We start from the raw sequence: 22592 nt of genomic DNA, 5'->3' as shown, positions 1-22592 counted from the left end.
CGAGAAGCTGTAATCGCGTTACTATTGTTTTTATAGCTGCTAGCGCAGTTACTACCAGCGCTAGCGCCTTATTTTTTATAAAGTACTGCTATGTCCCAACACGCACCTTTGATCATTGATATCGCAGGTACCAGCCTGACCAAGGTCGACCGCCAGCGCCTGAAACACCCGCTGGTCGGTGGCCTGATTTTGTTTGCCCGCAACTGGCAAGACCGGGCGCAACTTACCGCTCTGTGCCGCGCCATTAAAAAGGCTCGCCCCGACGTGCTGATCTGCGTGGACCACGAGGGTGGCCGGGTCCAGCGCTTCAAGACCGACGGCTTCACCCACCTGCCGCCCATGCACGTGCTGGGCGAGCTGTGGATGGCGGATGCCTTGCAGGCCACCAACATCGCCACCGCCTGCGGCTACGTGCTGGCCTCTGAGCTGCGCGCCTGCGGGGTTGACTTCAGCTTCACCCCGGTACTGGACCTGGACTATGGCGACAGCAGTGTGATCGGCAACCGCGCCTTCCACCGCGACCCGCGGGTGGTCGCTTTGCTGGCCAAGAGCCTGATGCACGGCCTGTTGCTGGCGGGCATGGCGAACTGCGGCAAGCATTTCCCCGGTCACGGCTTCGTCACCGCCGACTCGCACACCGCCATTCCGGTGGACCGGCGCAGCCTGAAAGCCATTTTGGCGGAGGATGCGGCCCCGTACCCCTGGTTGGGCGGCAGCCTCAGCAGCGTGATGCCCGCCCACGTGATGTACCCCAAGGTAGACAAGCGCCCGGCAGGTTTTTCTGCCAAGTGGCTGCAGGACATCTTGCGCGGCAAGCTGGACTTCCAGGGCGCGATCATCAGCGACGATCTGAGCATGGCCGCAGCCCGCCAGATCGACGGCCAGCAACTAGGTTACACCGAAGCCACCATCGCCGCCTTGCAAGCTGGTTGCGACTTGGCGCTGCTGTGTAACCAGAGCCTGGGTGACGGGGCTGAGGTCGATGCCTTGCTGAACGGCATGACGCAGGCCCAACTCAAAGGCCAGTGGCACCCCGACGAAGCCAGCGAAGTGCGCCGCCAAGCCCTGCTGCCTACCTCCCCCGCGCCCGAGTGGGACAGCCTGATGACCCAGCCCGCCTACATGCAGGCGTTGTGGCTGGTGCCCTGAAATACTATGGATTTAGTAGCTGTTTGCGCAGGCAGTACCTGCGCCAGAGGCTGATTGGATGCCAAAAATAAGGGTTTCAAAATCCACTTCTGAATTCTGTGACCGCCGCCACAATCGCCTGCACGATGGCATCTTGCTTTGCGTCGTCGGCCACGTATTTTTCATCCACCGGGTCCACGATCACGCCCACCTCCAGCAGCACGGCGGGTACGGTGGTTTTTCGTAACACCAGTAAATCGTCAAATCTGTAAATGCCCAAGTGGGCATCCAGCAGTTCGCGGTTCTCCCCGGCAATGGCTTCGGCGTGGTGCAGTGTGGGCGGGCGACCGAGTGCCAGCATGGCCTGCCCCAGTAGCTTGGCAAACTGCTGACTTTGCGCAAACTGGGGATTGCGTTGCGACACAAAGATGGAATAACCGGCAATGGGCTGCAGGGTTTGGTAGGCAGGTTTGCCGTTGACTTCGGTCTTGACCAGGTATTTCAGTTGCGCCGAGTCGTGGTGCAAGGCTAAAAACAAGGCTGCCTGCCGCTGGTTGGCCAGTTCGGCACGGCCGTCCAGGCTAATGTCTTCTGCGGGGGCGCGCGTCAGCAGCACCTGCACTCCTGTGGCTTCTAAGGCCTTGGCCAGTTTGGCGCTCAGTGCATCGTTGTAGCGGACTTCATAGATGCCTCTAACGCCCAAAGCACCGGGTTGCTTCGGGGTGTGGCCAGGGTCCAGCACCACCATGAACGGTTTGTCCGTGGTGCCTGGCTTGTCCGCCGCATGGCTCGGTGCGGTAACTGCAAAAAAAGCGCACAGGCCCCAAAGGGCCACTGCGCTGAGTGCCTTTACAGAGCGGGGCAACATGTCTTACCGCCTATGCGTGCAAGCCGCGGGTTACCAAGATTTCTTCGCGATGGCGGCATCGTTGCAGGTGCCGGTTTTGCATTCGCGGGCCCGGTCGCGCAGATATTCGGCGCGCTCGCGGTTGAGCTTGTAGTTGCAGTCCACGTCGATAGAGCCAGCGCGTTCACAAGACGCATCGCGGAATTTAATCCAGTCGCGCTGGGTTTCCGTCAGCTGCTTTTTGACATCGTCTTTGAGCGGTTTGCGCAGCTCGGTGTACACGCTATTGAGCTCTTTATCGGACTCTAAAAACAACTTGGCGACGCAATAGGTTTTGTCATAGCTGGTCTTGAACTTGTCGCAGCTGTCGGTGTTGTCTGCGTGGGCAAACTGCGCCGAAAAAACCAAACCTGCAGCCAAGGATGCCAAAGTCAAACGTTTCATAGATTCTCCGAAGGGTGGAGTGGGCATTATGGGCGAGTCGCACACGGTGCGCAGTACCTGCCTTTTAACTATCATTTAAATAGCTGCCAGCGCAGGTGCTGTCTGCGCTGGCAGCCTATTTGGCTTGAGGAATCAACTTTCGCGGCGCAGCGCCGGGAAGAGGATCACGTCGCGGATGCTGGCGCTGTTGGTCAGCAGCATCATCAGGCGGTCGATGCCGATGCCGCAGCCGCCGGTGGGGGGCATGCCGTATTCCAGTGCGCGCACGAAGTCAGCGTCGTAGTGCATGGCTTCGTCGTCGCCGCTGTCTTTGGCGTCCACCTGGGCCTGGAAGCGGGCGGCCTGGTCTTCGGCATCGTTGAGCTCGCTGAAGCCGTTGCCGAATTCGCGGCCGGTGATGTAGAGCTCGAAGCGCTCGGTCACTTCGGGGCGGTCGTCGTTGGCGCGGGCCAGGGGCGAGATTTCGGTGGGGTGTTCCATGATGAAGGTGGGCTGCCAGAGCTTTTCTTCCACGGTTTCTTCAAAATACAGCACCTGCAGGCTGGCCAGGGTGCGGCCTTCCAGCTTGTTCTTGGCCTCGGTCAGGCCGAGCTTCTTCACCGCGTTGGTCAGCCACACCGCATCGAACACGTTGTCACCGGCTTCGGTGTACTTCTGGATGGCTTCGACGATGGTCAGGCGCTCGAAGGGCTGGCCCAGATCGACCGGCTTGTCGGCGTAGGTGAGCTGCAGCGTGCCGCACGCGCGCTGGGCGGCATCGCGGATCAGCTTTTCGGTGTAGTCCATCAGGTCCTGGTAGTTCCAGTAGGCCGCGTAGAACTCCATCATGGTGAACTCGGGGTTGTGGCGCACCGAGATGCCTTCGTTGCGGTAGCTGCGGTTGATCTCGAACACGCGCTCGAAGCCGCCGACGATCAGGCGCTTCAGGTACAGCTCGGGCGCGATACGCAGGAACATTTCCTGGTCCAGCGCGTTGTGGTGCGTCTTGAACGGCTTGGCATTGGCACCGCCGGGAATGGGGTGCAGCATGGGGGTTTCGACTTCCAGGAAGTCGTGGGCCACCATGAAGTCGCGCAGGGCGCTGACGGCCTTGCTGCGCGCCATGAAGCGCTGGCGGGCCTCTACATCGGTCATCAGATCGACGTAGCGCTGGCGGTACTTGGTTTCCTGGTCGGCCATGCCGTGGAACTTGTCGGGCATGGGGCGCAGGCTCTTGGTGAGCAGGCGCACGCTGGTGGCGTGCAGCGAGAGTTCGCCGGTGCGGGTTTTGAACACCGTGCCCTCTGCCGCCACGATGTCGCCCAGGTCCCAGTGTTTGAAGCTGGCGTACAACTCCGCGCCCACGTCTTCGCCCTTGATGTAGATCTGGATGCGGCCACCGGTGTCGCCGAACGATGCGTCTTGCAGGGTGCAAAAGCTGGCCTTGCCCATGACGCGCTTGAGCATCATGCGGCCTGCCACCTTGGCGGTGATGTTTTGGGCAGCGAGCTCTTCGGTGGACTGGCCGTTGAAGCGTTCAAACAGGCTGGCGGCGTGGTCGGTGGGCTTGAAGTCGTTGGGGAACGCGACACCCTTGCCCTCGGCCTGTTGCTGGCGGATGGCTTTGAGCTTTTCGCGGCGCTCCAGAATCAGCTGGTTTTCGTCTTGGGCCGGAACGGGGGGGAGGGTGTTTTCAGACATGGGGGCGTTTGGAATGAGGGGAGGGGCGGTTTGCGCCGAACCCGTGATTCTAAAACGCCGTCAGTGGGTGATTCCATCGCGGCGCAGTACCTTGAAGAAGGTCAGCGCCAGAATCCGCAGATCCAGCCCCAAAGAGCGGTGCTGCAGGTAGTAGGCATCGAGTGCTACCTTGGCCGGAATCGGCAATTCGTCGCGCCCGTGGATCTGCGCCCAGCCCGTCAGCCCTGGCACCAGGGTGTGCACACCCTGGGCGGTGCGCAGGGCCACCAGATCGTGCTGGTTGAACAGCGCAGGCCGCGGCCCGACAAAGCCCATGTCGCCCTTCAGAATGCTCCACAGCTGGGGCAACTCGTCCAGGCTGCTTTTGCGCAGAAAGCTGCCGATGGGGGAGAGATAATTTTCAGGATTTGCTAGCAAATGCGTAGCTACTGCCGGAGTTCCCGTCTGCATGGAGCGGAACTTTGGCATAGAGAAAATGCTATTGTTTTTGCCAACACGGTTGGACCAGTACAGCACCGGGCCGGGCGATGTGAGGCGCACCGCCAGGGCGACCAGCAGCATGGGCAGCGCCAGCACCAGCAGGACCAGCAGGCCCAGTATGAGGTCGATCAGCCGCTTCAAAGCCGGTAGCCCACCAGCGCCCGGCGCAGGCCTTCGTCCACCGTGACCGGCGGGTTCCAGTCCAGCAGCGTGCGCGCTTTGCTGCTGTCGATTTGCAGGTTGCCGCACAGGCGTTGTGCTGCAGCGCGTTGGCCCAGCAGTGTGGCTGCGCCCATCAACATCCACACTGGGGCTGGCAGCAAATGGGCGGGCCGGTCCATGGCGCGGGCGATACGTTGTACCAGGGCCGTGGTGGACAAGTCCTCGCCATCGCTGACCACCAAGGTCTGGTGGGCCGCTGCGGGGTGGGTGAGGCAGGTGGTGATGAGGTCAACCAAGTTTTCGACGGCAAGCAGACTGCGTTGGTTGGCGATACGGCCCAGCGGTAGTGGTGTGCCGCGTGCTACGGCACGGGCTAGTGACGCGAAGTTGGCTCCTACACCCAGGCCATACACCAGGGGTGGCCGCAGAATGGTGAGTGCCAGGCCACTGCTGCGGGCTACGCCCTGCAAGGCTTGCTCGGTTTCCAGTTTGCTGATGCTGTAGCCGTCCTGGGGTGCGCAAGCGCTGGTTTCGCTAAAGGGCTGGTGGGCTGGCGTGGATTCGCCGTTGACTTTGATGGAGCTGATGAACACCAGGCGCTGCACACCCGCCTGCACGGCCATCTGTGCCAGGCGCACGCTGCCCTCGACGTTGACTTTTCGGAACGCCTGCAACGGGTCTTGGGCCTGCTCGTGCATCACATGGACCCGTGCCGCCAGATGGACCACCGCATCCACACCCGCCAAGGCGGCATGCCAATCGGTGTTGGCATCCAGATCGCCGACCGGTACGTACTGGGATGCAGGAGGAAGTCGGTCCACCGCAGACGACCGCATCGCCGCCCGCACATCGAATTGCGGCAGCGTCTGCAAATGCGCCAGCAGCGCACGTCCCACGAAGCCGGTGGCTCCTGTAACCAGTACTTTCACGGGCGAACGTACTCCCATAATTTGAACGGATATTTAGACAAAATCTTGAACCAGTTGGTCGCAATGCCGTTGTCTCGGCAGGCGCGCATGACTTCACGGTTGAGCAGCACGGTGCTGCGCCAACCGCGTGTGCTGATGCCGCCCGTCTGCATGTGCACCAACACTTCAGGCAGATACCGATAGCGTAACGTTTTGTTATAAAAAGCCCGTGCCACCCATTCAAAATCGCCTGCGATCCGGTAATTTATTTGGAACGGGCCCGTATTTTCAAACACGCTGCGCCGCACAAACATGGCCGGGTGGGCGGGCATCCAGCCCCAGCTGATCAAGCTTGGCCTGAAGCGGTCCGAACGGTAGCGTCGAACTAAGCGATCAGGAGCGTTGGCATTAAAAAAGGCGATGTCGCCGAAAAGTACATCGAGGTCGTCTTGTTCCATTCGTGTGGCGACCGTCGCCAGCACTTCGGGGTGCGCGTAACGATCGTCAGCATTTAAAAAACCTATGACATCGCCCGTCGCCGCCTGGATGCCTTTGTTCATGGCATCGTAAATGCCGTTGTCGGGCTCGGATATGAAAGTGGCTACGCGCCTGCCATGCTGGCGAACGATGGCTTGCGTACCGTCTTTGGAGTTACCGTCGATCACCACATGTTCTATGGAGCTGGCTGTTTGCTGGCTGACTGAAAGTAGGCTTTCTGCAATAGTGGCGGCGCTGTTGTAGCAGACAGTAATGATGCTAAGTTTCATTGTTTGAGTGACAGCCGTAATACCAGTGCAACTAGGAGGCGGATTCGAAAGCCGATTTGTTGAAATGGGGTAGCACGGCTTTTCCCAGCTGCATCGCTGTTGGCCTGACTATGCCGCCGATACAGGCACAGCGGTTCCGGTAAGAAGATGACTGGGCCACAGGTTTGTGCCACTAGACCTAGCCACATGTCATGCATGGGGAGCTTAGCTGGCAGGGGGAGTGCGCGCTGGAGAATGGATTTACGAAAAGCCATGCAGCATCCCAAATAGCTGTTTTTCCATAAATTGGTAAGAATCCCTGCACGTGAACCTCTAAGGGTAAAAAAAGAAGCGTGTAATGGTTGTAAGTGGGCATCTACTACGGTGCAGTCAGTGACCACCAAGACGGCGGTTTGTAGCAATCGCACGCATGCATCTACTTTGCCGGGCAGCCAAATATCATCTTGGTCGCATAAAAAAATATATCCATGTTTGGCATGGCTGAGCGCATTCTCAAAGTTTTGGATGATGCCTTTTTGTATCGTGCTTTGCAAAATGCGGATGCGAGGATCACCTAGCTGCTGCACGAGTGCCAATGTCTGGTCTTGTGAGCTGTCGTCGGAGACGATAAGCTCGTCCTGCTGGCTTAATTGGTCCAATACCGAATGGATTTGCGCTTCTATGTAGTGCGCGCCGTTGTAACTTGCTAAACAGACCGAGACCGGTGGTCGTGCGGGATGATTACTCATATTTTGGGCCCCGTACGATTACGCATTCCATCCCACAAACCCCGGAGCATCATTCGGAGTCTAGGAGCACGTTGGGGGACAAGAGCCAAAAAAAATACAAAGAGCTTTAACAGGCGTAGCAGGTGGTAGCGTTTCCAGTGCCATGCTACATAGGGTTCTCGCACAAGGAGTATGGTGTTGCGAAACATGTAGTAATGGCGCAAGGGGCTGTGGTGGGGAACTTGTCTCTCACGTAACCACCAAACCGTGGTCATTTTTTCGCCTAGCCGGTGACCTAGGCAGGCGTCGGCAACACCGATCATTTGCCATCCCTTAGCTCGCGCGCGCAAACACCATTCGGTGTCAATGTGGTCAATGAACCAGTCGTCTCGCATGGGTCCGATGCCAGCCAGTGCCCTGACTTGTAGCAAGCTGCCAGAGGCAATAAGGTACGCGGCTTCTATCGTTTGATGGGCAATGCCAGGTGCGGGCATCCAGGTCTGGGGATGTGCACGGGTGTCGGTCAGAAAATAGCTTCGCTTTAAGTTCCGCATATCTTGTACGCATGGACCAGCAGCTGCAGCGCGGGGAAACGCGCGTAACGCAGCTGACAAGTGGCAGACCATGCCTGGTTGTGGCTCGCTGTCTTGGTCCATCAGCAAGACCATTTGGGCACCCAGATGGATGGCTTGTTGGATGCCTATGTTCTGGGCATGCGCAATTCCTTTATTGCTGCCGAGGGATGTGAGCGATACCTTGAGTTCACCGCAGAGCTCTGCTAAGCCAATGGGGCTTTCTCCATTGTTGATGACCAGCATGGTGTTTACTTGGCCATGCAAATGGTCGAGTTGTCTGCGCAAGGCCGACAAATCAGGGCGGTAGCAAATAGTGATGGAAACGATCATAGCGAGAGGCTATCTGGTGCGGGTGGCTTCCACCGTAATGAATTCTGCTTTGTTGGTTCGGATGGATTGCATGAACGCATTCCATAGCGAGGGCATATGTAAGAGACTGCGCCAAGCGACACCCTCTGTATGTGCTCGCCCATTAGCGAGGTTTCGGCTGGCGTCGTACACCGGTACAGCCATCAACATGGGTAACGGGAGCAAACGAACTGCAAAGCCGACATCTTCTAACAGCGTGGTCAGTTTTTCAGGGGTAAACAGTATGAGGTGGCGCGGGGGTTCTAAGCCACGCCAGTTGCCACCAAAATAGACATGGCCCTTGCTAGCGATATTCGGTGTTTGTAACCACAACTTTCCATGGGGGCGGAGTAGCGAATGCATGCCATCTAACCATTGACGCGGGTCGTGTACGTGTTCGATCACATGGCTACAGGTTAGGTAATCGAATCCTGCAGCAGGGTCCGTAACCTGTTCGAGGCCGCCGCAGATCACGTTGAGCCCTCGGCTACATGCCGAAGCTACTGCTTGGGGATCAAAATCTACCCCCTGAACTTGCCATCCCGCTGCCTGTGCCATTTCCAGAAATGCACCACTGCCACAGCCCACGTCGAGGAGGCGGGCCCCAGGATAGGGGGGATGTGGTGGCAAGTGGCGCATGTGTGCAGTCAACAAGTTGCGCAAGGGCCATGCAAGTGGCACCACCAAGCGCCCCCAGCTGCTTGCGGGTGTTAGGTGCATCTGCCAGCGCGCATTTCGGTAGTCGTTCAAGCCGCTCTGAATCCATTGCCGCAAACGCTCTTGGCGGGATGGCGTTTTTGGGGCGCTGCAAGCAGCAGCGCTCACTTCTGTATGGGTGAAGTAGGTGCTGTAGGCACGCCCGATACTGGCTTGCGTGGGGCGGGGGTCCAGGTAGGCGACCTGGCACGCGGTACAGGTGTGGAGTTGCCAGTTGCCTGGTGCGCAGTTGAACAAGCGGTCTGTTAGCGCTCCATGCAACGGCGTTCTTTCCTGGCTGTTGCAAACCGGGCATTGGCCCAAGGTTTCCATATCTTGTTCCGGCCAGCTTTCAGCGAGAGGCGAGGCCATGCGTGCGGTTTGTGTCGTCGAATTCATGTTTGCTTTTTGAGTAAGCGGTATAAGTGGAAGCTAGACCAGAGCAAGGCCACCAACACGAGCCACATAGCTGTAGTTGGATTTGTCCAGGCCGCCATGTTCGACGACTCGGCATATAAACCAACCGAAATGAATGCGCTAGTGCCCACAGCCCAAGCAAAGGTCCGGGTGCATACAGACCTTAGCTCGGGGAACAGACCTGCAGCACCCAAGCACAGAAACAAGGTATCTACCAGTACACGCAATGTCCATACGGCTGCAGCCCCTTTAATACCGTAATGCATGATGCCCCACCAAAGAGCGATCAAATAAGGCACCAGCTCAACCAAGTGCAGTTTGGCGGTTATGTCAGTTCGGCCCGCGCTATGCAGTAAAGTGTATGGAAGATGGGCAAATCCATTGATCAGAACGCCCATGGCAATCCAGGCCCATACGCCGGAACTGGCTTGGGCAATGTCTGCACCGACCCACCAAGTTAGTAACAGCTTACCCAATAGCCCGCATACCACCAGTCCGGGAACCCAAAAGCCTACCAGCAGTTGATTGGCTGCGCGCACCATGCTGGGCAATTTCGCGTGGTTTTGTGTGCCATGGGTCTTTGCCAGCAGTGGGAAGAACACTCCCATCATGGCAACTGGAATGGCGGGAAGCCTAGATAACACATCGAATGGCACGGTGTAATGGGTGACGGCGGTGACTGAGATGAGTGCGCCAATCGCAAATCGGTCGAAATAGGCGAGCACCGGGCCGACCAAGTTGCTGACCGTAAGCCAGCCTCCAAAAGTCAGTATTTCTTTAAGGTGGGAGGCCGCAAATGTTTCGTCTGGATTGGTAAAGTGGGTTTGACTCAGATAGGCCGAGGCGAGTGCCGTTATGAGGCGTACGCCACAAAGGCCAGCCAAAACGATACCGAGATCGCTCGTCCAGTGCGATATGGCCCAAGGCACAAAGAAAGTGGCGATACCCATGGGGATGCGAATGGCGTTGACAGTGGGGAAGCGACCGTAGGCCTCCAGAACGCCTATGCTGCTACTGGACCACATGAAGAATGGTATTGACAGTGAGAGAAAGATCCACCCAACTGTGGCCTCTGCATGAAGTGCAAGGGGCATCTTTAGACCGGTCTGGGTGAGCCAAGGAGTTAACACCAGTAGAAGAGTGCTCCATCCCAGTCCCATGCAGAGCATCCAGAAACGCACTTTCCGTGCCACGGCAGCCCGTGTTTCTGGCGCAGTGCCAGTCGCCGTCTGTTGGGCTAGAAATTGGGTTAAACCGCGTGCCAGCCCTAAATCTAACAAGCCAAAGTACCCAACCAACACCCAACTAATCGACAGTACACCGAAGCGGTCGGTGCCGAGTCGATGCACTAGGCTGGGTATGACCAATAACCCGGCTGCCATTGGCAGCACCATGCCGCTAATGTTGAGCGCAATATGTTGTAAATGCTGCCGTCCTAGCACAGGAGTTCCGCAGTGGGTGTGGGCGGTGCCGTTGGAATACAGGGGGCTATGCCATAGGCGGGCACCAATTCTTGCAATACCGTCTTGATCCTATCGATTCGATTGTGTTGCGAGGCGATTTGCAAATGCTGCAGGCTGGTTGATAGCTGGGCCCAAACCAGAAACTCCTCGCGTGCTTTCATGATGCGTGGGTGCTCCGTCGCCTCTGGATTGTCTGCAATCAACAGCTCTTCATACAGTTTTTCCCCCGGTCGCAACCCCGTAATTTCAATCTCAATATCTCCATCTGGATGTTCAGCGCAGCGTACTTTTAAGCCTGATAGTGCCAGCATCCGGTGCGCCAAGTCCAGAATTTTTACGGGCTTGCCCATCTCCAACACAAACACGTCCCCCCCATGCGCCATCGCACCGGCCTGCAGCACCAGTTGCGCTGCCTCAGGGATGGTCATGAAATAGCGGGTGACTTCGGCGTGGGTAACGGTCAGCGGCCCGCCGTGGGCCAATTGCTTGCGAAACAAGGGCACGACGCTGCCGCTGGAGCCGAGCACATTGCCAAACCGCACCATGGCGAAAAGCGTGTTGTTGGGGCAGCTGGTGGCCTCATCCCATTGCACCTCCGGGCTGGCGGCTAGGGCTTGCAGGATCAGCTCTGCGACACGTTTGGTGGCACCCATCACATTGGTGGGGCGCACGGCTTTGTCAGTGGAAACCAGCACGAAATGCGCCACCGACGTGGTGACGGCTGCACGCGCCATGTTCAGCGTGCCGAACACGTTGTTCAAGATACCTTCGGCTGGATTGCTTTCGACCAGCGGCACATGCTTGTACGCGGCGGCGTGGTAGACCGTGGCGGGTTGGTACATGGTGCAGATGTCGAGCATCCGGGCATAGTTGCGCACGCTGCCCAGCAGCGGCACCAGTTCTACATCCAGGTCGTGTTGGGCGCACAGGGTTTGCAGTTCTGCGTGGATGGTGTACAGGCCGAACTCGTTGTGGTCTACCAGTACCAGGCGCAGTGGGTGTTCCACCACAATCTGCCTGCACAGCTCGCTGCCGATGCTGCCACCGGCACCGGTCACCAGCACCGTTTTTGCGGTGAGGTTACGGGCCAGCAGCTCGGGGTGGGGCGGAATGGGCTCGCGGCCTAGCAGGTCTTCGATGTCGAGTTCGCGTATGTCTTGCACTGTGACGCGGCCGCTGGCCAGGTCCGACATGCTAGGCAAGGTGCGCACGTGCACTGGCAAGCTTTGCAAGGTTTGCAAAATTTCGTTGCGGCGCTCCCGGCTCACGCTGGGCACGGCCAGCAAAATATCAGTGACATTTTCCCGGTTGACGATGCCAGGAACCTGCTGTGGGCTGTACACATGCACACCGTTGATGCTACGGCCCGCTTTGGCGACATCATCGTCCACAAAACCCAGGAGGGTGTAGGTCCGGGTGCTGCCTAGCGCGGCGGCGGTTTGCACGCCTGCGTTGCCCGCGCCATAAATCAGCAAGCGTGCGTCGGTGCGCCGAGATGCGCCGTCCAGTCCGGCCAACCAGAAGCGGGCCACCGACCGGCTGGCACCCACCAGCAGCAGAAAAATCAGCGGCTGCAAGATGCCAATGCTGCGCGGAATGACTTCCCACTGCATCCATTGCATCCATTGCAGCAAGACAACCAGCCATACGGTGTAGATCCCGACGGCTTGGGCGGTGGCCGTGAGGGCAGCCATACCGGTGTAGCGAAAAATGGCGCGGTACAGGCCAAAGCGAACAAAAATCGGCACCGATAGAAAAGGCCCGAGTGCATACACCGCCCATTGGGGACCGGCAGGCCAGTGCAGCTTGTCCAGCCGCAAGGTGAACGCTAGCCACATGGCAAACAGGCCCAAGATGATATCCAGCGTGACCACCACCAGACGCTTTGTTGCGCGGGACCACTGCAGGATGGCGTGCTGGTTCGAGAGCAATTCCGCCATCATTCAGGACGCAGTGGGGCCGGGTGGGCCTTGGCCAGCACATCCGCCACCAGTTCCAAGCGCACCAGCGGGCTGTCCAGGGCCAGCAGATTGTGTTTGAGCGGTACCGACAGCGGCAGCATTTCACACCAGCGGTTAGCCACCCAGCCGCAATCTTCCAGCTGCAGGGGCGGCAGAAGGGGAAAACGGTTTTCTGCGCCGTGTTGCTCCCGCAGCGTCTGGATCAGTTGGCCCAGTGTGTGGGATGCGTGCGCCAGGTCACTGGGAATGGGTGTGGCGACGTCGTCCTCCAGCAATTCCACATCCGCCACCCATTGGCCGTTGGCGAGTTGGTGGCTGGAGGTCATGCGAAAGCGCTCGGCCCCCACGCAGTCAATTTCCATCAAACCCGGTTGGGGTGCGTCGAAATGGGTGATGTGGGCCAGTGTACCGACTGGGTGGAAAGTCTCACTGTCTGCTCCAGGGCGGCGTACTTCGGAGCCCTTCAATAGCGAGACGATGCCAAAGGGGGTTCCGTCCTTGCGACATTGTTCGACCATGTGGAGGTAGCGCACTTCAAAAATACGCAGAGGTAGCAGCCCACCGGGGAACAGCACGGTCTCCAGGGGGAACAGGGGCAGGTTGGCGTGGGTGCGGGGTGTGGACAAGGGGGGCTCTGGGCGGACGGTGACAGGCGCTATCATCCCACGACCCGAATAGGCGTTTGCATGTTGTACCAAATCATCTCGTTTTTGTTGGAAGTCGCCACCGGTCTGGTCGGCAGCGCTTGCTTGCTGCGTCTGTATATGCAGTACCAGCGCATTTCATTTCGCAATCCGGTCGGGAATCTGGTGTTTGCCCTCAGCGACTGGCTGGTGTTGCCGCTGCGACGCATGGTGCCTGCGGTCGGGCGCTGGGACCTGGCCAGTGTGATCGCCCCGATTTTGCTCAAGCTGCTGCAGTTCTTTTTGCTGTGGTTATGGGCGGGCGGCGTGGCGGGGATCGCCGCGGTGCCGGTGCTGGCGGTGTTTGGCGTGGTGTCGATGGTGATTACCGGGCTGATCGGCATGCTGCTGGTCTACAGCGTGTTGTCGTGGATGCAGGCCCGCTCACCGTTGTCTGACGTGCTGGAGCGCCTGTGTGCGCCCCTGCTGCTGCCGGTGCGACGCATCGTGCCGCCGGTGGGGGGCTTTGACCTGTCGGCGCTGGTGCTGTTGGTGCTGTTGCAGGTGGCATCCATCGTGATGAATTACGCGCTGCCTGCGGTCCTGGCGATGGTGTAGCTCTACACACTGCTACATTTTTTAACTATATTTTTGATAGCTGTCAGCGCAGGCAATATATGCGCTGATGGCCAATTTAACCTCTTAAAAAGAGGCCTAAAAACCTAAACTACCGCATCCACTGGCTGCTTGAGCAGCATGGCCAGCGTGTGGGCGATGGTTTTACGCAGTTCCTTGCGGTTGCAGATCAGGTCGATGGCACCCTTTTGCTGCAGGAACTCAGCCCGCTGGAAGCCTTCGGGCAAGGTCACGCGCACGGTGGACTCGATCACGCGGGGGCCGGCAAAGCCAATCAGCGCCTTGGGTTCGGCAATCACCACATCACCTACAAACGCAAAGCCTGCGCTCACGCCGCCCATGGTGGGGTCGGTCAGCACGCTGATGTAGGGCAGGCCTTTTTTGGCCAGGCGGGTTAAAGACGCATTAGTTTTGGCCATTTGCATCAGGCTCAGCAGGCCTTCCTGCATGCGCGCGCCGCCGGTAGCGGTGAAGCAGATGAACGGCACTTTTTGCTCGATGGCGGCGTGCACGGCGCGCACAAAGCGCTCGCCCACCACGCTGCCCATGCTGCCGCCCATAAATTCAAACTCAAAACAGGCCACCACCACGTTGATGCCGTGGACCGAACCGCCCATCACCACCAGCGCATCGGTTTCGCCGGTGTTCTCCATGGCTTCCTTGATGCGCTCGGGGTACTTGCGGCTGTCCTTGAACTTCAGCGGATCGACCGGCACCACCTCTTGACCCAGCTCGTAGCGGCCTTCGGCATCCAGAAACACGTTCAAGCGCGCGCGGGCATTGATACGGTGGTGGTGGCCGCAGGTGGGGCAGACGTTCTGGTTTTGCTCCAAATCGGTTTTGTACAGCACGGTTTCGCAGCTTGGGCATTTGATCCACAGCCCCTCGGGCACGCTGCGGCGGTCCGCTGGGTCGGTGTGCTGAATTTTGGTGGGAAGCAGTTTTTCAAGCCAAGACATGTGATTTCCTCTGGTCAGGTGGCGCGCCCAGGGTCGGGGCGCGCGGGGGATGGATTATGCGTCCAGCGCTGTGCGGATGCCGCGCAGGAAGTCGGCGGCGGTGGCCACGACCTGGTCATGCGGCTGGTTTTCGATGAGCTGGATGATCTTGCTGCCGATCACCACCGCGTCGGCCACCTGGCCAATGGCGCGGGCGGTTTCAGCATCGCGGATGCCAAAGCCCACACCCACGGGGATGTGCACGTGCTGGCGGATGCGCGGCAGCATGGCGCCGACTGCGCCGGTGTCCAGCGTGCCCGCACCCGTCACGCCCTTGAGCGATACGTAGTACACATAGCCGCTGGCGACCTGGGCCACCTGCTGCATGCGTTTTTCGGTGGAGGTGGGGGCCAGCAGGAAGATCAAGTCCATGGAATGGGCCTTAAGCTTGGCGGCAAAGTCCACGCACTCTTCGGGTGGGTAGTCCACCACCAGCACACCGTCTACACCGGCTTTAGCGGCGTGCTGGATGAAGGAATCGGCACCGTGCGTCTGGTCGTAGCGCTCCACCGGGTTGGCGTAGCCCATCAGCACCACGGGGGTGTGCGCGTCTTGCTGGCGGAACTGGCGCACCATGTCCAGCACGTCGGCCATGCCGATGCCAAAAGCCAGGGCCTTGTCGCCCGCCTTCTGGATCACCGGGCCGTCGGCCATCGGGTCGCTGAACGGAATGCCCAGTTCGATCACGTCGGCCCCGGCGGCCACCATGCCGTGCATCAGCGCAGGCGTGATGTCGGCGTAGGGGTAGCCTGCGGTAACGTAGGGGATCAAAGCCTTGCGACCGTCCTTTTTAAGTTGCGCGAAGGTGGTGGTGATGCGGCTCATACGGCCTCCTTGCTGGCAGTTGCGCCCTTGACGGTCAGGCCGCGCATGGACGGCCGGTCGTAGAAGTCGCTGCCGGACAAATCGGCCACCGTGCCGATGTCTTTGTCACCCCGGCCCGACAGATTCACCAGAATCGACTGGTCGGGCCGCATGGTTTTGGCCATCTTCATGGCGTAAGCAAAGGCATGGCTGGATTCCAGCGCGGGAATGATGCCCTCGGTGCGACACAGGTAATGGAAGGCTTCGAGCGCCTCGGTGTCGGTCACGCCCACGTATTCGGCGCGGCCAATGTCCTTCAAAAACGCATGCTCCGGGCCGACACCGGGGTAATCCAGCCCTGCGCTGATGCTGTGGGTTTCGGTGACCTGGCCGTTGGCGTCTTGCAGCAAATACGTGCGGTTGCCGTGCAGCACGCCGGGGCTGCCTTTTTGCAGCGATGCCGAGTGCTTGCCCGATTCCAGGCCTTCGCCGTTGGCTTCCACGCCAATCAGCCGGGTGGCCGCATGGTCGATGTAGGGGTAGAAAATGCCCATGGCATTGCTGCCACCGCCCACGCAGGCCACTACGGCATCGGGTTGGGGGCTGGTGCAGCCCGCAGCCGCTAGCATTTCGGGCATTTGCACCAGGCATTCGTTGCCGATCACGCTCTGAAAGTCGCGCACCATCATCGGGTAGGGATGCGGGCCCGCCACTGTGCCGATGATGTAGAAAGTGTTGTCCACATTGGCAACCCAGTCGCGCATGGCTTCGTTCAGCGCGTCTTTCAGGGTTTTGCTGCCCGACTCCACTGGCACCACCGTGGCACCCAGCAGCTTCATGCGGTAGACGTTGGGGCTTTGGCGCTTCACGTCCTCGCTGCCCATGTAGACCACGCATTCCAGGCCGTAGCGGGCGCAGATAGTGGCCGTGGCCACGCCGTGTTGGCCCGCACCGGTTTCCGCGATGATGCGCGGCTTGCCCATGCGCTTGGCCAACATGGCTTGGCCGATGGTGTTGTTGATCTTGTGCGCGCCGGTGTGGTTCAGGTCTTCGCGCTTCAGGAAGATCTGCGCGCCACCCATCTCGCGGCTGGTGCGGGCCGCGTGGTAGACCGGCGACGGGCGGCCGACAAAATGGGCCAGTTCCGACTCAAACTCGGCCAGAAAGGCCGGATCAAATTGGTACTGGGCGTAAGCGTCTTTCAGCTCTTCGATGGCGTGGGTCAGCGTCTCGGAGACAAAACTGCCGCCGTAAATGCCGAAATGGCCTGACACATCAGGTTGTTGGTAGGTGGTCATGGTAATTTTTTGCAAGTTGGTCGTCTGCCGCGCGCACTGCGGCGACAAACTGGTGGATTTTTGCGGTGTCCTTGATCCCTTTAGAGATCTCGACACCGGAGCTCACATCAACGGACAGCGACAGAGCGCGTGGCCGAACCTGCAAAATGCCATCGGTCACGTTTGCAGGCGTGAGTCCACCACTTAAGACGAGGTGAGAGTTGACGCTTGGAGGAAGACGTGACCAATTGAATGTTTTTCCGCCGCCACCAAAACCTTCGACGTGTGCGTCGAGCAGGATGGCTTGGGCTGTTGCGTAATCGGATGCAAATTTTAGCAAGTCAAACGGCTGGCTGTCATCCAGGGGAATTCGGGCCGCCCGCAAAAAGGGCCGCGTACCGTTGGCACTGGCTGCCCAGCAGTCTGCGGGCGACTCTTCACCATGAAATTGCACCGTAGCGCTTGCTATACCTGCGCAGGCAGCTATTACATTGGTAGCGGGCTCGTTGACGAACAACAATACGGGGGTGACAAACGGCGGCAAGCGCTTGGCCAGTTCGGCGGCGCGTTGCGGGGTCACATAGCGCGCGCTGTGCGGGTACAGCACAAAGCCAATGGCATCGGCCCCGGCGGCGACCGCTGCGTCCACGTCTTGCTCGCGGGTCAGGCCGCAAATTTTGATACGGGTGCGATGGTGAAAAAGCTTAGAAGTCATGGCAACCAATCATAGGCCGCAGTACGCTCGGGCAAACCCCAGTGCGCGGGATACACCGGCCCCATGAAGTACAAGCCGTCGGGCGAAAACGTAGGAGAGGCGGCTTTGCGGTCGCGGGCGGCCAGCACCTGCAGTATCCATTCGGGCGGCTGGAAGCCCTGGCCCACCACCACCAGGCTGCCCATCAGGTTGCGGATCATGTGGTGCAAAAACGCGTTGGCCTCAAACTCAAAGCGCCAGTACGCGCCGTGCCGCGAAATTTCCAGCCGAGTCAAGGTTTTGACCGGCGATAGCGCCTGGCAGGCGGCGGCACGGAAGGATGAAAAATCGTGTTCGCCTTGCAAATACGTGGCGGCCTGCTGCATGGCCACCAAGTTCAGCGGGCGGTACACCCAGCCCACCCGGCCCGCTTCCACGCTGGGGCGCACCGGGGATTCGAGCAGAGAGTAGACATAGCGCCGGGCCACGGCACTGGCGCGGCAATGGAAGCTGTCGGGCACTTCCTGGGCCCACTGCACGGCGATATCGCGGGGCAAAAAGGCATTCACACCGCGTACCCAGGAGGCGATGGGGCGCTGCAAAGGTGTGTCGAAGTGCACCACCTGCATCAGGCCGTGCACGCCCGCATCGGTACGGCCCGCACACAGGGTAGATACTTTTTGCTGGCTAAAAGAGGCCAATGCGGCCTCTAGCTTGTCCTGCACGGTTTTGCCAGACAGCTGGCTTTGCCACCCCTCGTAAGCCCCGCCGTTGTAGCTAACGCCCAGAGCTATGCGCATGGCACAAACACGGCGCTGGCGGCGCAGGCTTGGCGCAGCTCCCCGGCTTTCAGAGGCATCAGGACAGGCTGTCCAGGAACTTCTGCGCCTTGGTGCGCAGGGCGCCGGTGGCTTCTTCCAGCACTTCTTCGGCCAGGGCGCGCGCACCGTCTTCGTCACCGATGGAGCTGAATTCTTCGGCCAGCGACAGTTTGGTGGCCAAGGGATCGGTTTCGTCGATGGGATCGGCATCTGCTTCGTCCGCTTCGGGGGGCAATTCAGTGACAGAGGCGGGCAGAGGATCTTCCAGATCCAGCGACAAGGCGCTCAGATCGAACGCAATGGGCTCCGGCTCAGGCGGATGCTCAGCAGCTGCCGCGGGCACCGATAGCGGGCTGGATGCCGTGCTCAGGTCCAGGTCAAAGTCCAGGCCGTCAAAAGGTGCATCTTCGGCTACGTTGGGCAGGTCCAGCGCAGCCGGTACGGTGAGCGACGAGGCCAAGGGGTCTGACACCGGTGGTGCAACGGGTGCCTCGGTCATGGCGTGCAGGTCGCTGTCCAAAAAGTCCAGGTCCAGATCGAGGTCCAGGCCTTCCAGCCCGGCGGGCGGATCCATCGCTGGCTGCGGCGTAAAACCAGACACGGGCGCTTCGCCAGGGTGCTCGCCACGCACACTATTCATCCAATCAGGATTATCGGTGGCGGTGACTACGTCATTTTGCTCAGCCGACTGGTACAGGCTGTTGGTGGGCTCCAGGCCGTGGCCCATGGCAGCAATGCGATCCCATTCTGGGCCTTGGCCGTTGGTGAGTGCATGGGCTACCGCGGCCAGGCCTGCAAAATTGGCGGCATCGCGGCGCTTGGCGTAAATCTCCAGCAGCTTGCTGTGGATGGCGATGCGCTCGGGCGTGGCGCGCAAGGCTTCCTTGAGGATTTCTTCGGCCTGCAAGTCCCGGCCATAGGCCAGGTACACATCGGCTTCGGCCACCGGATCGACATCACTGGTGGCATCCAACTGGCTGGGTGAGTACGACATGCTGGACGCGGGCGCATCTTCGGCATGGGTGTCTACGCGCTGGCCACCGCTGGCACCAAAGAACGAGTCGGCCTGCAGTCGGCTTTCCAGGAACGAGCTGTCGGCACTGGCTAGCTGCTTGCGCCGCCGGGCGCTGTACACGCCGTAGCCGCCCAGCAAGGCGATCAAGGCGGCACCTGCCAGCACCAGGGGGTTGTCGCGCAGGGTGTCCATCCAGCTGCCAGACTCTTCTACAGCGGGTGCGGGCGGTACTGCACTGGCCGCGGATGCCGGGGCCGAGGCAGGCGCTGCAACCGGCGCAGAGGGTTCCGAGGCGGGCGAGGAAGCTGTAGGGGCTACCGAAGCCGCCGCCATGGTTTCAGATACAGGGGCGGTGGGTGTTGTGGCCGCAGATGCCACGGGCGGTGCGGGCACGGCCACGGGAATGGCGGGCAGTTCCACCGCCGGTGCTTTGGCCACGCTGGCTACAGGCGCGGGCGGCACGACGGTGGAGGCACCCAGCTTGTTCAGTTCGGTGATGTTTTTGGCGAGTTCGGCGACACGGGCTGCGGCTTCTTTGTCGGCTTTGTCGCGGGCAATTTTGTCTTCGTCGGTTTTGCTCTTCAGCGCGCCTTTGGAAAGGGTCAGCTTGTCGGGTGTGGCGGTAGATGGCTTTTTCTCATCGACCTGGGCTTGCACCTTACCGCTGGCTTTGCGGTCCGCCTCGGCCATCCGCACCGCGGGCGCGCCACCGGCCAGCTTGCTGCGGAAGGCGTTGAAGTCGCGGCTTTGCGCGGTGATGATCTGGGTCGCTTCCACAGGCGCGGTGCTGCTGGCCAGGCTGGCATCGGGCAGGTTCAGCACGGAACCAGCTTTGACCCGGTTCACATTGCCGTTGATGAAGGCATTCGGGTTGGCGCGCAGCATGGCGACCAGCATCTGGTCCAGCGACACGTTGGCGGGCTTGCCCGCGCTGGCAATTTTGCTGGCCGTGTCACCCGCTTTGACGGTGACCTGTTTGGCATCGTTGGCAGCAGGTTTGGCGGCTACGCTGGGGGCGCTGGGCTTGGCGGGGGCGGTGCGTGCCGGGGCTGCTGCAGCGGGTGTGGCGGCCGGCACCACGGCGGGGGCCGGTGGGGCGGCTGCCGGTGCCACGGGTGCGGGTGCGGCAATTTGCGGCGCGGTGGCCGCGGCAGCCGGGGCCTGGCGGCTTGTGGGTGGGTCCAGCAGGATGGTGTAGTCGCGGACGATCCGACCCGAGGCCCAGTTGACCTGCAGAATCAGGTCGATAAACGGGTCGGTGACGGTACGGCTGCTGGTCAGGTGCAGAAAGGATTTGCCGTCGGCGCGGCGCTGCAGCACGATGCGCAAGTCGGCCAATGCCGCGTTGTATTCCAGCCCAGCCGCGCGAAAAGCCTCCGCCGGGGCCACTTCGGGCTTGAGGCTGCTGGCTTCGTCGGTGGTGATGTCGGGGAGCTCAATGTCCGCGCGCAGGGGTTCGCCCAAACCGGACAGCACCGTCATGCGGCCCAACGAAAGTGCCACGGCATTGCCACTGGCCAGCCCTACCAGCGTCGCCACCACCGCCGCCGCGACGGTCGATGTCTTCCAGCGGGGGGCAGAAACAGGGTTTCTGGCGCTATCAACCGGGCAATTTTTGTTCATCATTCGGGCATGCACTGCGACACTGAAATAGAAAAAAACACCATAGCATCAATGTCTTAGGCTGACAAGCTGATGTAAGGTGTTGACGGTGGCAACACCGGTTCCCACCGGTGTTGCATTAGGTTACATACTAACAAATGTCGGTTAACTATCGGGAGCTGTGTTATGCCGCTAGCAAGATTCGTAGCATGCGACGCAAAGGCTCGGCGGCACCCCACAGCAACTGGTCGCCAATCGTGAATGCGCCCAGGTATTCTGGCCCCATGGCCAGCTTGCGGATACGGCCCACCGGGATGCCCATGGTGCCGGTGACCGTCACAGGGGTCAGGTCTTTCACCGTGGCTTCACGGGTGTTGGGGACCACGCGGACCCACTCGTTGTCCTGGGCGATCAGGGCTTCGATGTCGGCCACGGGCACGTTCTTTTTGAGCTTGAAAGTCAGCGCTTGGCTGTGGCAGCGCATGGCACCCACGCGCACGCAGAAACCGTCCACAGGGGTGATGGCCGTGCCGAAGCTGGGGCCCTGGCCGAGGATCTTGTTGGTTTCGGCACCGGCTTTCCATTCTTCCTTGCTGGAGCCGTCGCCCAGGTCTTTGTCGATCCAGGGGATCAGCGAGCCGCCCAGCGGTGCGCCAAAGTTGGCGATCTCGGCCGCACTCAGGTTTTGCTGCTTGGCCAGCACCTTGCGGTCGATTTCCAGGATGGCGGATTTGGGGTCGTCCAGCAGGGTGCGGACTTCGGCGTTCAGCGTGCCGAATTGCGTCAGCAGTTCGCGCATGTGCTGGGCACCACCACCCGATGCCGCCTGGTAGGTCATGCTGGTCATCCATTCGACCAGGCCCGCCTTGTACAGCGCGCCCACACCCATCAGCATGCAGCTGACGGTGCAGTTGCCGCCGATCCAGTTTTTGCCGCCTTTGGACAGGGCATTTTGGATGACCGGCAGATTCACCGGGTCGAGCACGATGACGGCGTTGTCTTCCATGCGCAGGGTGCTGGCGGCATCAATCCAGTGGCCATTCCAGCCCGCAGCGCGCAACTTGGGGAAAACTTCGCTGGTGTAGTCGCCGCCCTGGGCGGTCAGGATGATGTCGCAGCGCTTGAGCGCGTCGATGTTGTACGCGTCTTGCAGCGTGGTTTCGTTTTTGGCTTGCGCGGGGGCGGGGCCACCGGCGTTGGAGGTGGAGAAGAACATCGGCTCGATCAGCGCGAAGTCGCCCTCGGCCTGCATACGGTCCATCAGCACCGAGCCGACCATGCCGCGCCAGCCTACCAAACCTACTAAGTTACCTACTTTCATGTCATCGCCCTTGTAAAAAAGTTTTTAACCCCGGCTCGTCGAGCCGGGGAGGGCGTGACGAACCGGGCTGGATCAGCCTTTGGTTGTCTTGGTAATCGCAGCGACGACAGCGTCGCCCATTTCCCGCGTACCCACCTTCTCTGTGCCTGCGGAATAAATGTCTACGGTGCGCAAACCTTGGGCCAGCACGGATTGCACCGCAGACTCGATACGGTCGG

Annotated in this window: 21 protein-coding genes and 1 pseudogene; 2 read left to right on the top strand and 20 right to left on the bottom strand. The window is 60.2% G+C overall.

Annotation, left to right across the window (positions count from 1 at the left end):
- The first annotated feature begins 90 nt into the window (after positions 1–90).
- Positions 91–1149, top strand: a complete 1059-nt coding sequence (gene nagZ, locus ABI213_RS00670) for a beta-N-acetylhexosaminidase (protein WP_348008997.1) — start codon at positions 91–93, stop codon at positions 1147–1149.
- Between the two features lie 76 nt (positions 1150–1225).
- Here nagZ and ABI213_RS00665 read toward each other — a convergent pair whose 3' ends face one another.
- The 12 genes from ABI213_RS00665 to ABI213_RS00610 all read right to left on the bottom strand — a co-directional run bounded on the left by ABI213_RS00665 (position 1226) and on the right by ABI213_RS00610 (position 13245).
- Positions 1226–1996 carry an N-acetylmuramoyl-L-alanine amidase gene (locus tag ABI213_RS00665; protein ID WP_348008998.1) on the bottom strand — a complete coding sequence of 257 codons (771 nt, stop codon included), beginning with the start codon at positions 1994–1996 and terminating at the stop codon, positions 1226–1228.
- A gap of 30 nt (positions 1997–2026) precedes the next feature.
- Positions 2027–2419: a lysozyme inhibitor LprI family protein gene (locus ABI213_RS00660; RefSeq protein WP_348008999.1), complete on the bottom strand. Its 393-nt coding sequence runs from the start codon at positions 2417–2419 to the stop codon at positions 2027–2029.
- Positions 2420–2551: 132 nt separating this feature from the next.
- On the bottom strand, positions 2552–4099 hold the full coding sequence (gene lysS / locus ABI213_RS00655; protein WP_348009000.1) for a lysine--tRNA ligase: 1548 nt from the start codon (positions 4097–4099) through the stop codon (positions 2552–2554).
- A gap of 60 nt (positions 4100–4159) precedes the next feature.
- Complete coding sequence (locus ABI213_RS00650; RefSeq protein WP_348009001.1) at positions 4160–4720, bottom strand: sugar transferase; 561 nt, start codon at positions 4718–4720, stop codon at positions 4160–4162.
- A complete protein-coding gene (locus ABI213_RS00645) occupies positions 4717–5670 on the bottom strand; it encodes an SDR family oxidoreductase (protein WP_348009002.1) in 954 nt (317 codons plus the stop codon). The genes ABI213_RS00650 and ABI213_RS00645 overlap by 4 nt, the downstream gene beginning before the upstream one ends.
- Entirely contained in the window at positions 5667–6416 is a 750-nt protein-coding gene (locus tag ABI213_RS00640) for a glycosyltransferase family 2 protein (protein ID WP_348009003.1), read from the bottom strand. Before ABI213_RS00640 ends, ABI213_RS00645 begins: the two co-directional genes overlap by 4 nt.
- On the bottom strand, positions 6413–7144 hold the full coding sequence (locus ABI213_RS00635; RefSeq protein ID WP_348009004.1) for a glycosyltransferase family 2 protein: 732 nt from the start codon (positions 7142–7144) through the stop codon (positions 6413–6415). The genes ABI213_RS00640 and ABI213_RS00635 overlap by 4 nt, the downstream gene beginning before the upstream one ends.
- A complete protein-coding gene (locus ABI213_RS00630; RefSeq protein WP_348009005.1) occupies positions 7141–8028 on the bottom strand; it encodes a glycosyltransferase family 2 protein in 888 nt (295 codons plus the stop codon). The genes ABI213_RS00635 and ABI213_RS00630 overlap by 4 nt, the downstream gene beginning before the upstream one ends.
- A 9-nt stretch (positions 8029–8037) precedes the next feature.
- On the bottom strand, positions 8038–9141 hold the full coding sequence (locus tag ABI213_RS00625; RefSeq protein WP_348009006.1) for a class I SAM-dependent methyltransferase: 1104 nt from the start codon (positions 9139–9141) through the stop codon (positions 8038–8040).
- Positions 9138–10601, bottom strand: a complete 1464-nt coding sequence (locus ABI213_RS00620; protein ID WP_348009007.1) for an oligosaccharide flippase family protein — start codon at positions 10599–10601, stop codon at positions 9138–9140. The genes ABI213_RS00625 and ABI213_RS00620 overlap by 4 nt, the downstream gene beginning before the upstream one ends.
- The gene (locus ABI213_RS00615; protein WP_348009008.1) at positions 10595–12562 is read right to left on the bottom strand and encodes a nucleoside-diphosphate sugar epimerase/dehydratase; all 1968 of its coding nucleotides are present in this window, start codon (positions 12560–12562) and stop codon (positions 10595–10597) included. The genes ABI213_RS00620 and ABI213_RS00615 overlap by 7 nt, the downstream gene beginning before the upstream one ends.
- Positions 12562–13245 carry an LON peptidase substrate-binding domain-containing protein gene (locus ABI213_RS00610; protein ID WP_348009009.1) on the bottom strand — a complete coding sequence of 228 codons (684 nt, stop codon included), beginning with the start codon at positions 13243–13245 and terminating at the stop codon, positions 12562–12564. The genes ABI213_RS00615 and ABI213_RS00610 overlap by 1 nt, the downstream gene beginning before the upstream one ends.
- A gap of 24 nt (positions 13246–13269) precedes the next feature.
- Here ABI213_RS00610 and ABI213_RS00605 point away from each other — a divergent pair, with 24 nt between their 5' ends.
- A complete protein-coding gene (locus ABI213_RS00605) occupies positions 13270–13824 on the top strand; it encodes a YggT family protein (RefSeq protein ID WP_348009010.1) in 555 nt (184 codons plus the stop codon).
- A gap of 104 nt (positions 13825–13928) precedes the next feature.
- Here ABI213_RS00605 and accD read toward each other — a convergent pair whose 3' ends face one another.
- The 8 genes and pseudogenes from accD to ABI213_RS00565 all read right to left on the bottom strand — a co-directional run.
- Positions 13929–14801 (bottom strand): acetyl-CoA carboxylase, carboxyltransferase subunit beta, encoded by an 873-nt coding sequence (gene accD, locus ABI213_RS00600; protein WP_348009011.1) that lies wholly within the window; start codon positions 14799–14801, stop codon positions 13929–13931.
- A gap of 54 nt (positions 14802–14855) precedes the next feature.
- Complete coding sequence (gene trpA, locus ABI213_RS00595) at positions 14856–15665, bottom strand: tryptophan synthase subunit alpha (protein ID WP_348009012.1); 810 nt, start codon at positions 15663–15665, stop codon at positions 14856–14858.
- Positions 15662–16942 carry a tryptophan synthase subunit beta gene (gene trpB / locus ABI213_RS00590; protein WP_348009013.1) on the bottom strand — a complete coding sequence of 427 codons (1281 nt, stop codon included), beginning with the start codon at positions 16940–16942 and terminating at the stop codon, positions 15662–15664. Before trpB ends, trpA begins: the two co-directional genes overlap by 4 nt.
- Positions 16920–17636: a phosphoribosylanthranilate isomerase gene (locus tag ABI213_RS00585; RefSeq protein ID WP_348009014.1), complete on the bottom strand. Its 717-nt coding sequence runs from the start codon at positions 17634–17636 to the stop codon at positions 16920–16922. The genes trpB and ABI213_RS00585 overlap by 23 nt, the downstream gene beginning before the upstream one ends.
- Positions 17633–18415 carry a tRNA pseudouridine(38-40) synthase TruA gene (gene truA / locus ABI213_RS00580; protein ID WP_348009015.1) on the bottom strand — a complete coding sequence of 261 codons (783 nt, stop codon included), beginning with the start codon at positions 18413–18415 and terminating at the stop codon, positions 17633–17635. Before truA ends, ABI213_RS00585 begins: the two co-directional genes overlap by 4 nt.
- Before the next feature lie 58 nt (positions 18416–18473).
- The gene (locus ABI213_RS00575; protein ID WP_348009016.1) at positions 18474–21077 is read right to left on the bottom strand and encodes a FimV/HubP family polar landmark protein; all 2604 of its coding nucleotides are present in this window, start codon (positions 21075–21077) and stop codon (positions 18474–18476) included.
- A 160-nt stretch (positions 21078–21237) separates the two neighbouring features.
- On the bottom strand, positions 21238–22374 hold the full coding sequence (asd, locus tag ABI213_RS00570) for an aspartate-semialdehyde dehydrogenase (protein WP_348009017.1): 1137 nt from the start codon (positions 22372–22374) through the stop codon (positions 21238–21240).
- Between the two features lie 72 nt (positions 22375–22446).
- A pseudogene (locus ABI213_RS00565) lies at positions 22447–22592 on the bottom strand (3-isopropylmalate dehydrogenase); the annotation flags it as partial.

It is taken from the genome of Rhodoferax sp. (genome assembly GCF_039922535.1).
GTDB lineage: Bacteria > Pseudomonadota > Gammaproteobacteria > Burkholderiales > Burkholderiaceae_C > Rhodoferax_B.
This window is presented reverse-complemented; position numbering and strand designations above follow the sequence as displayed.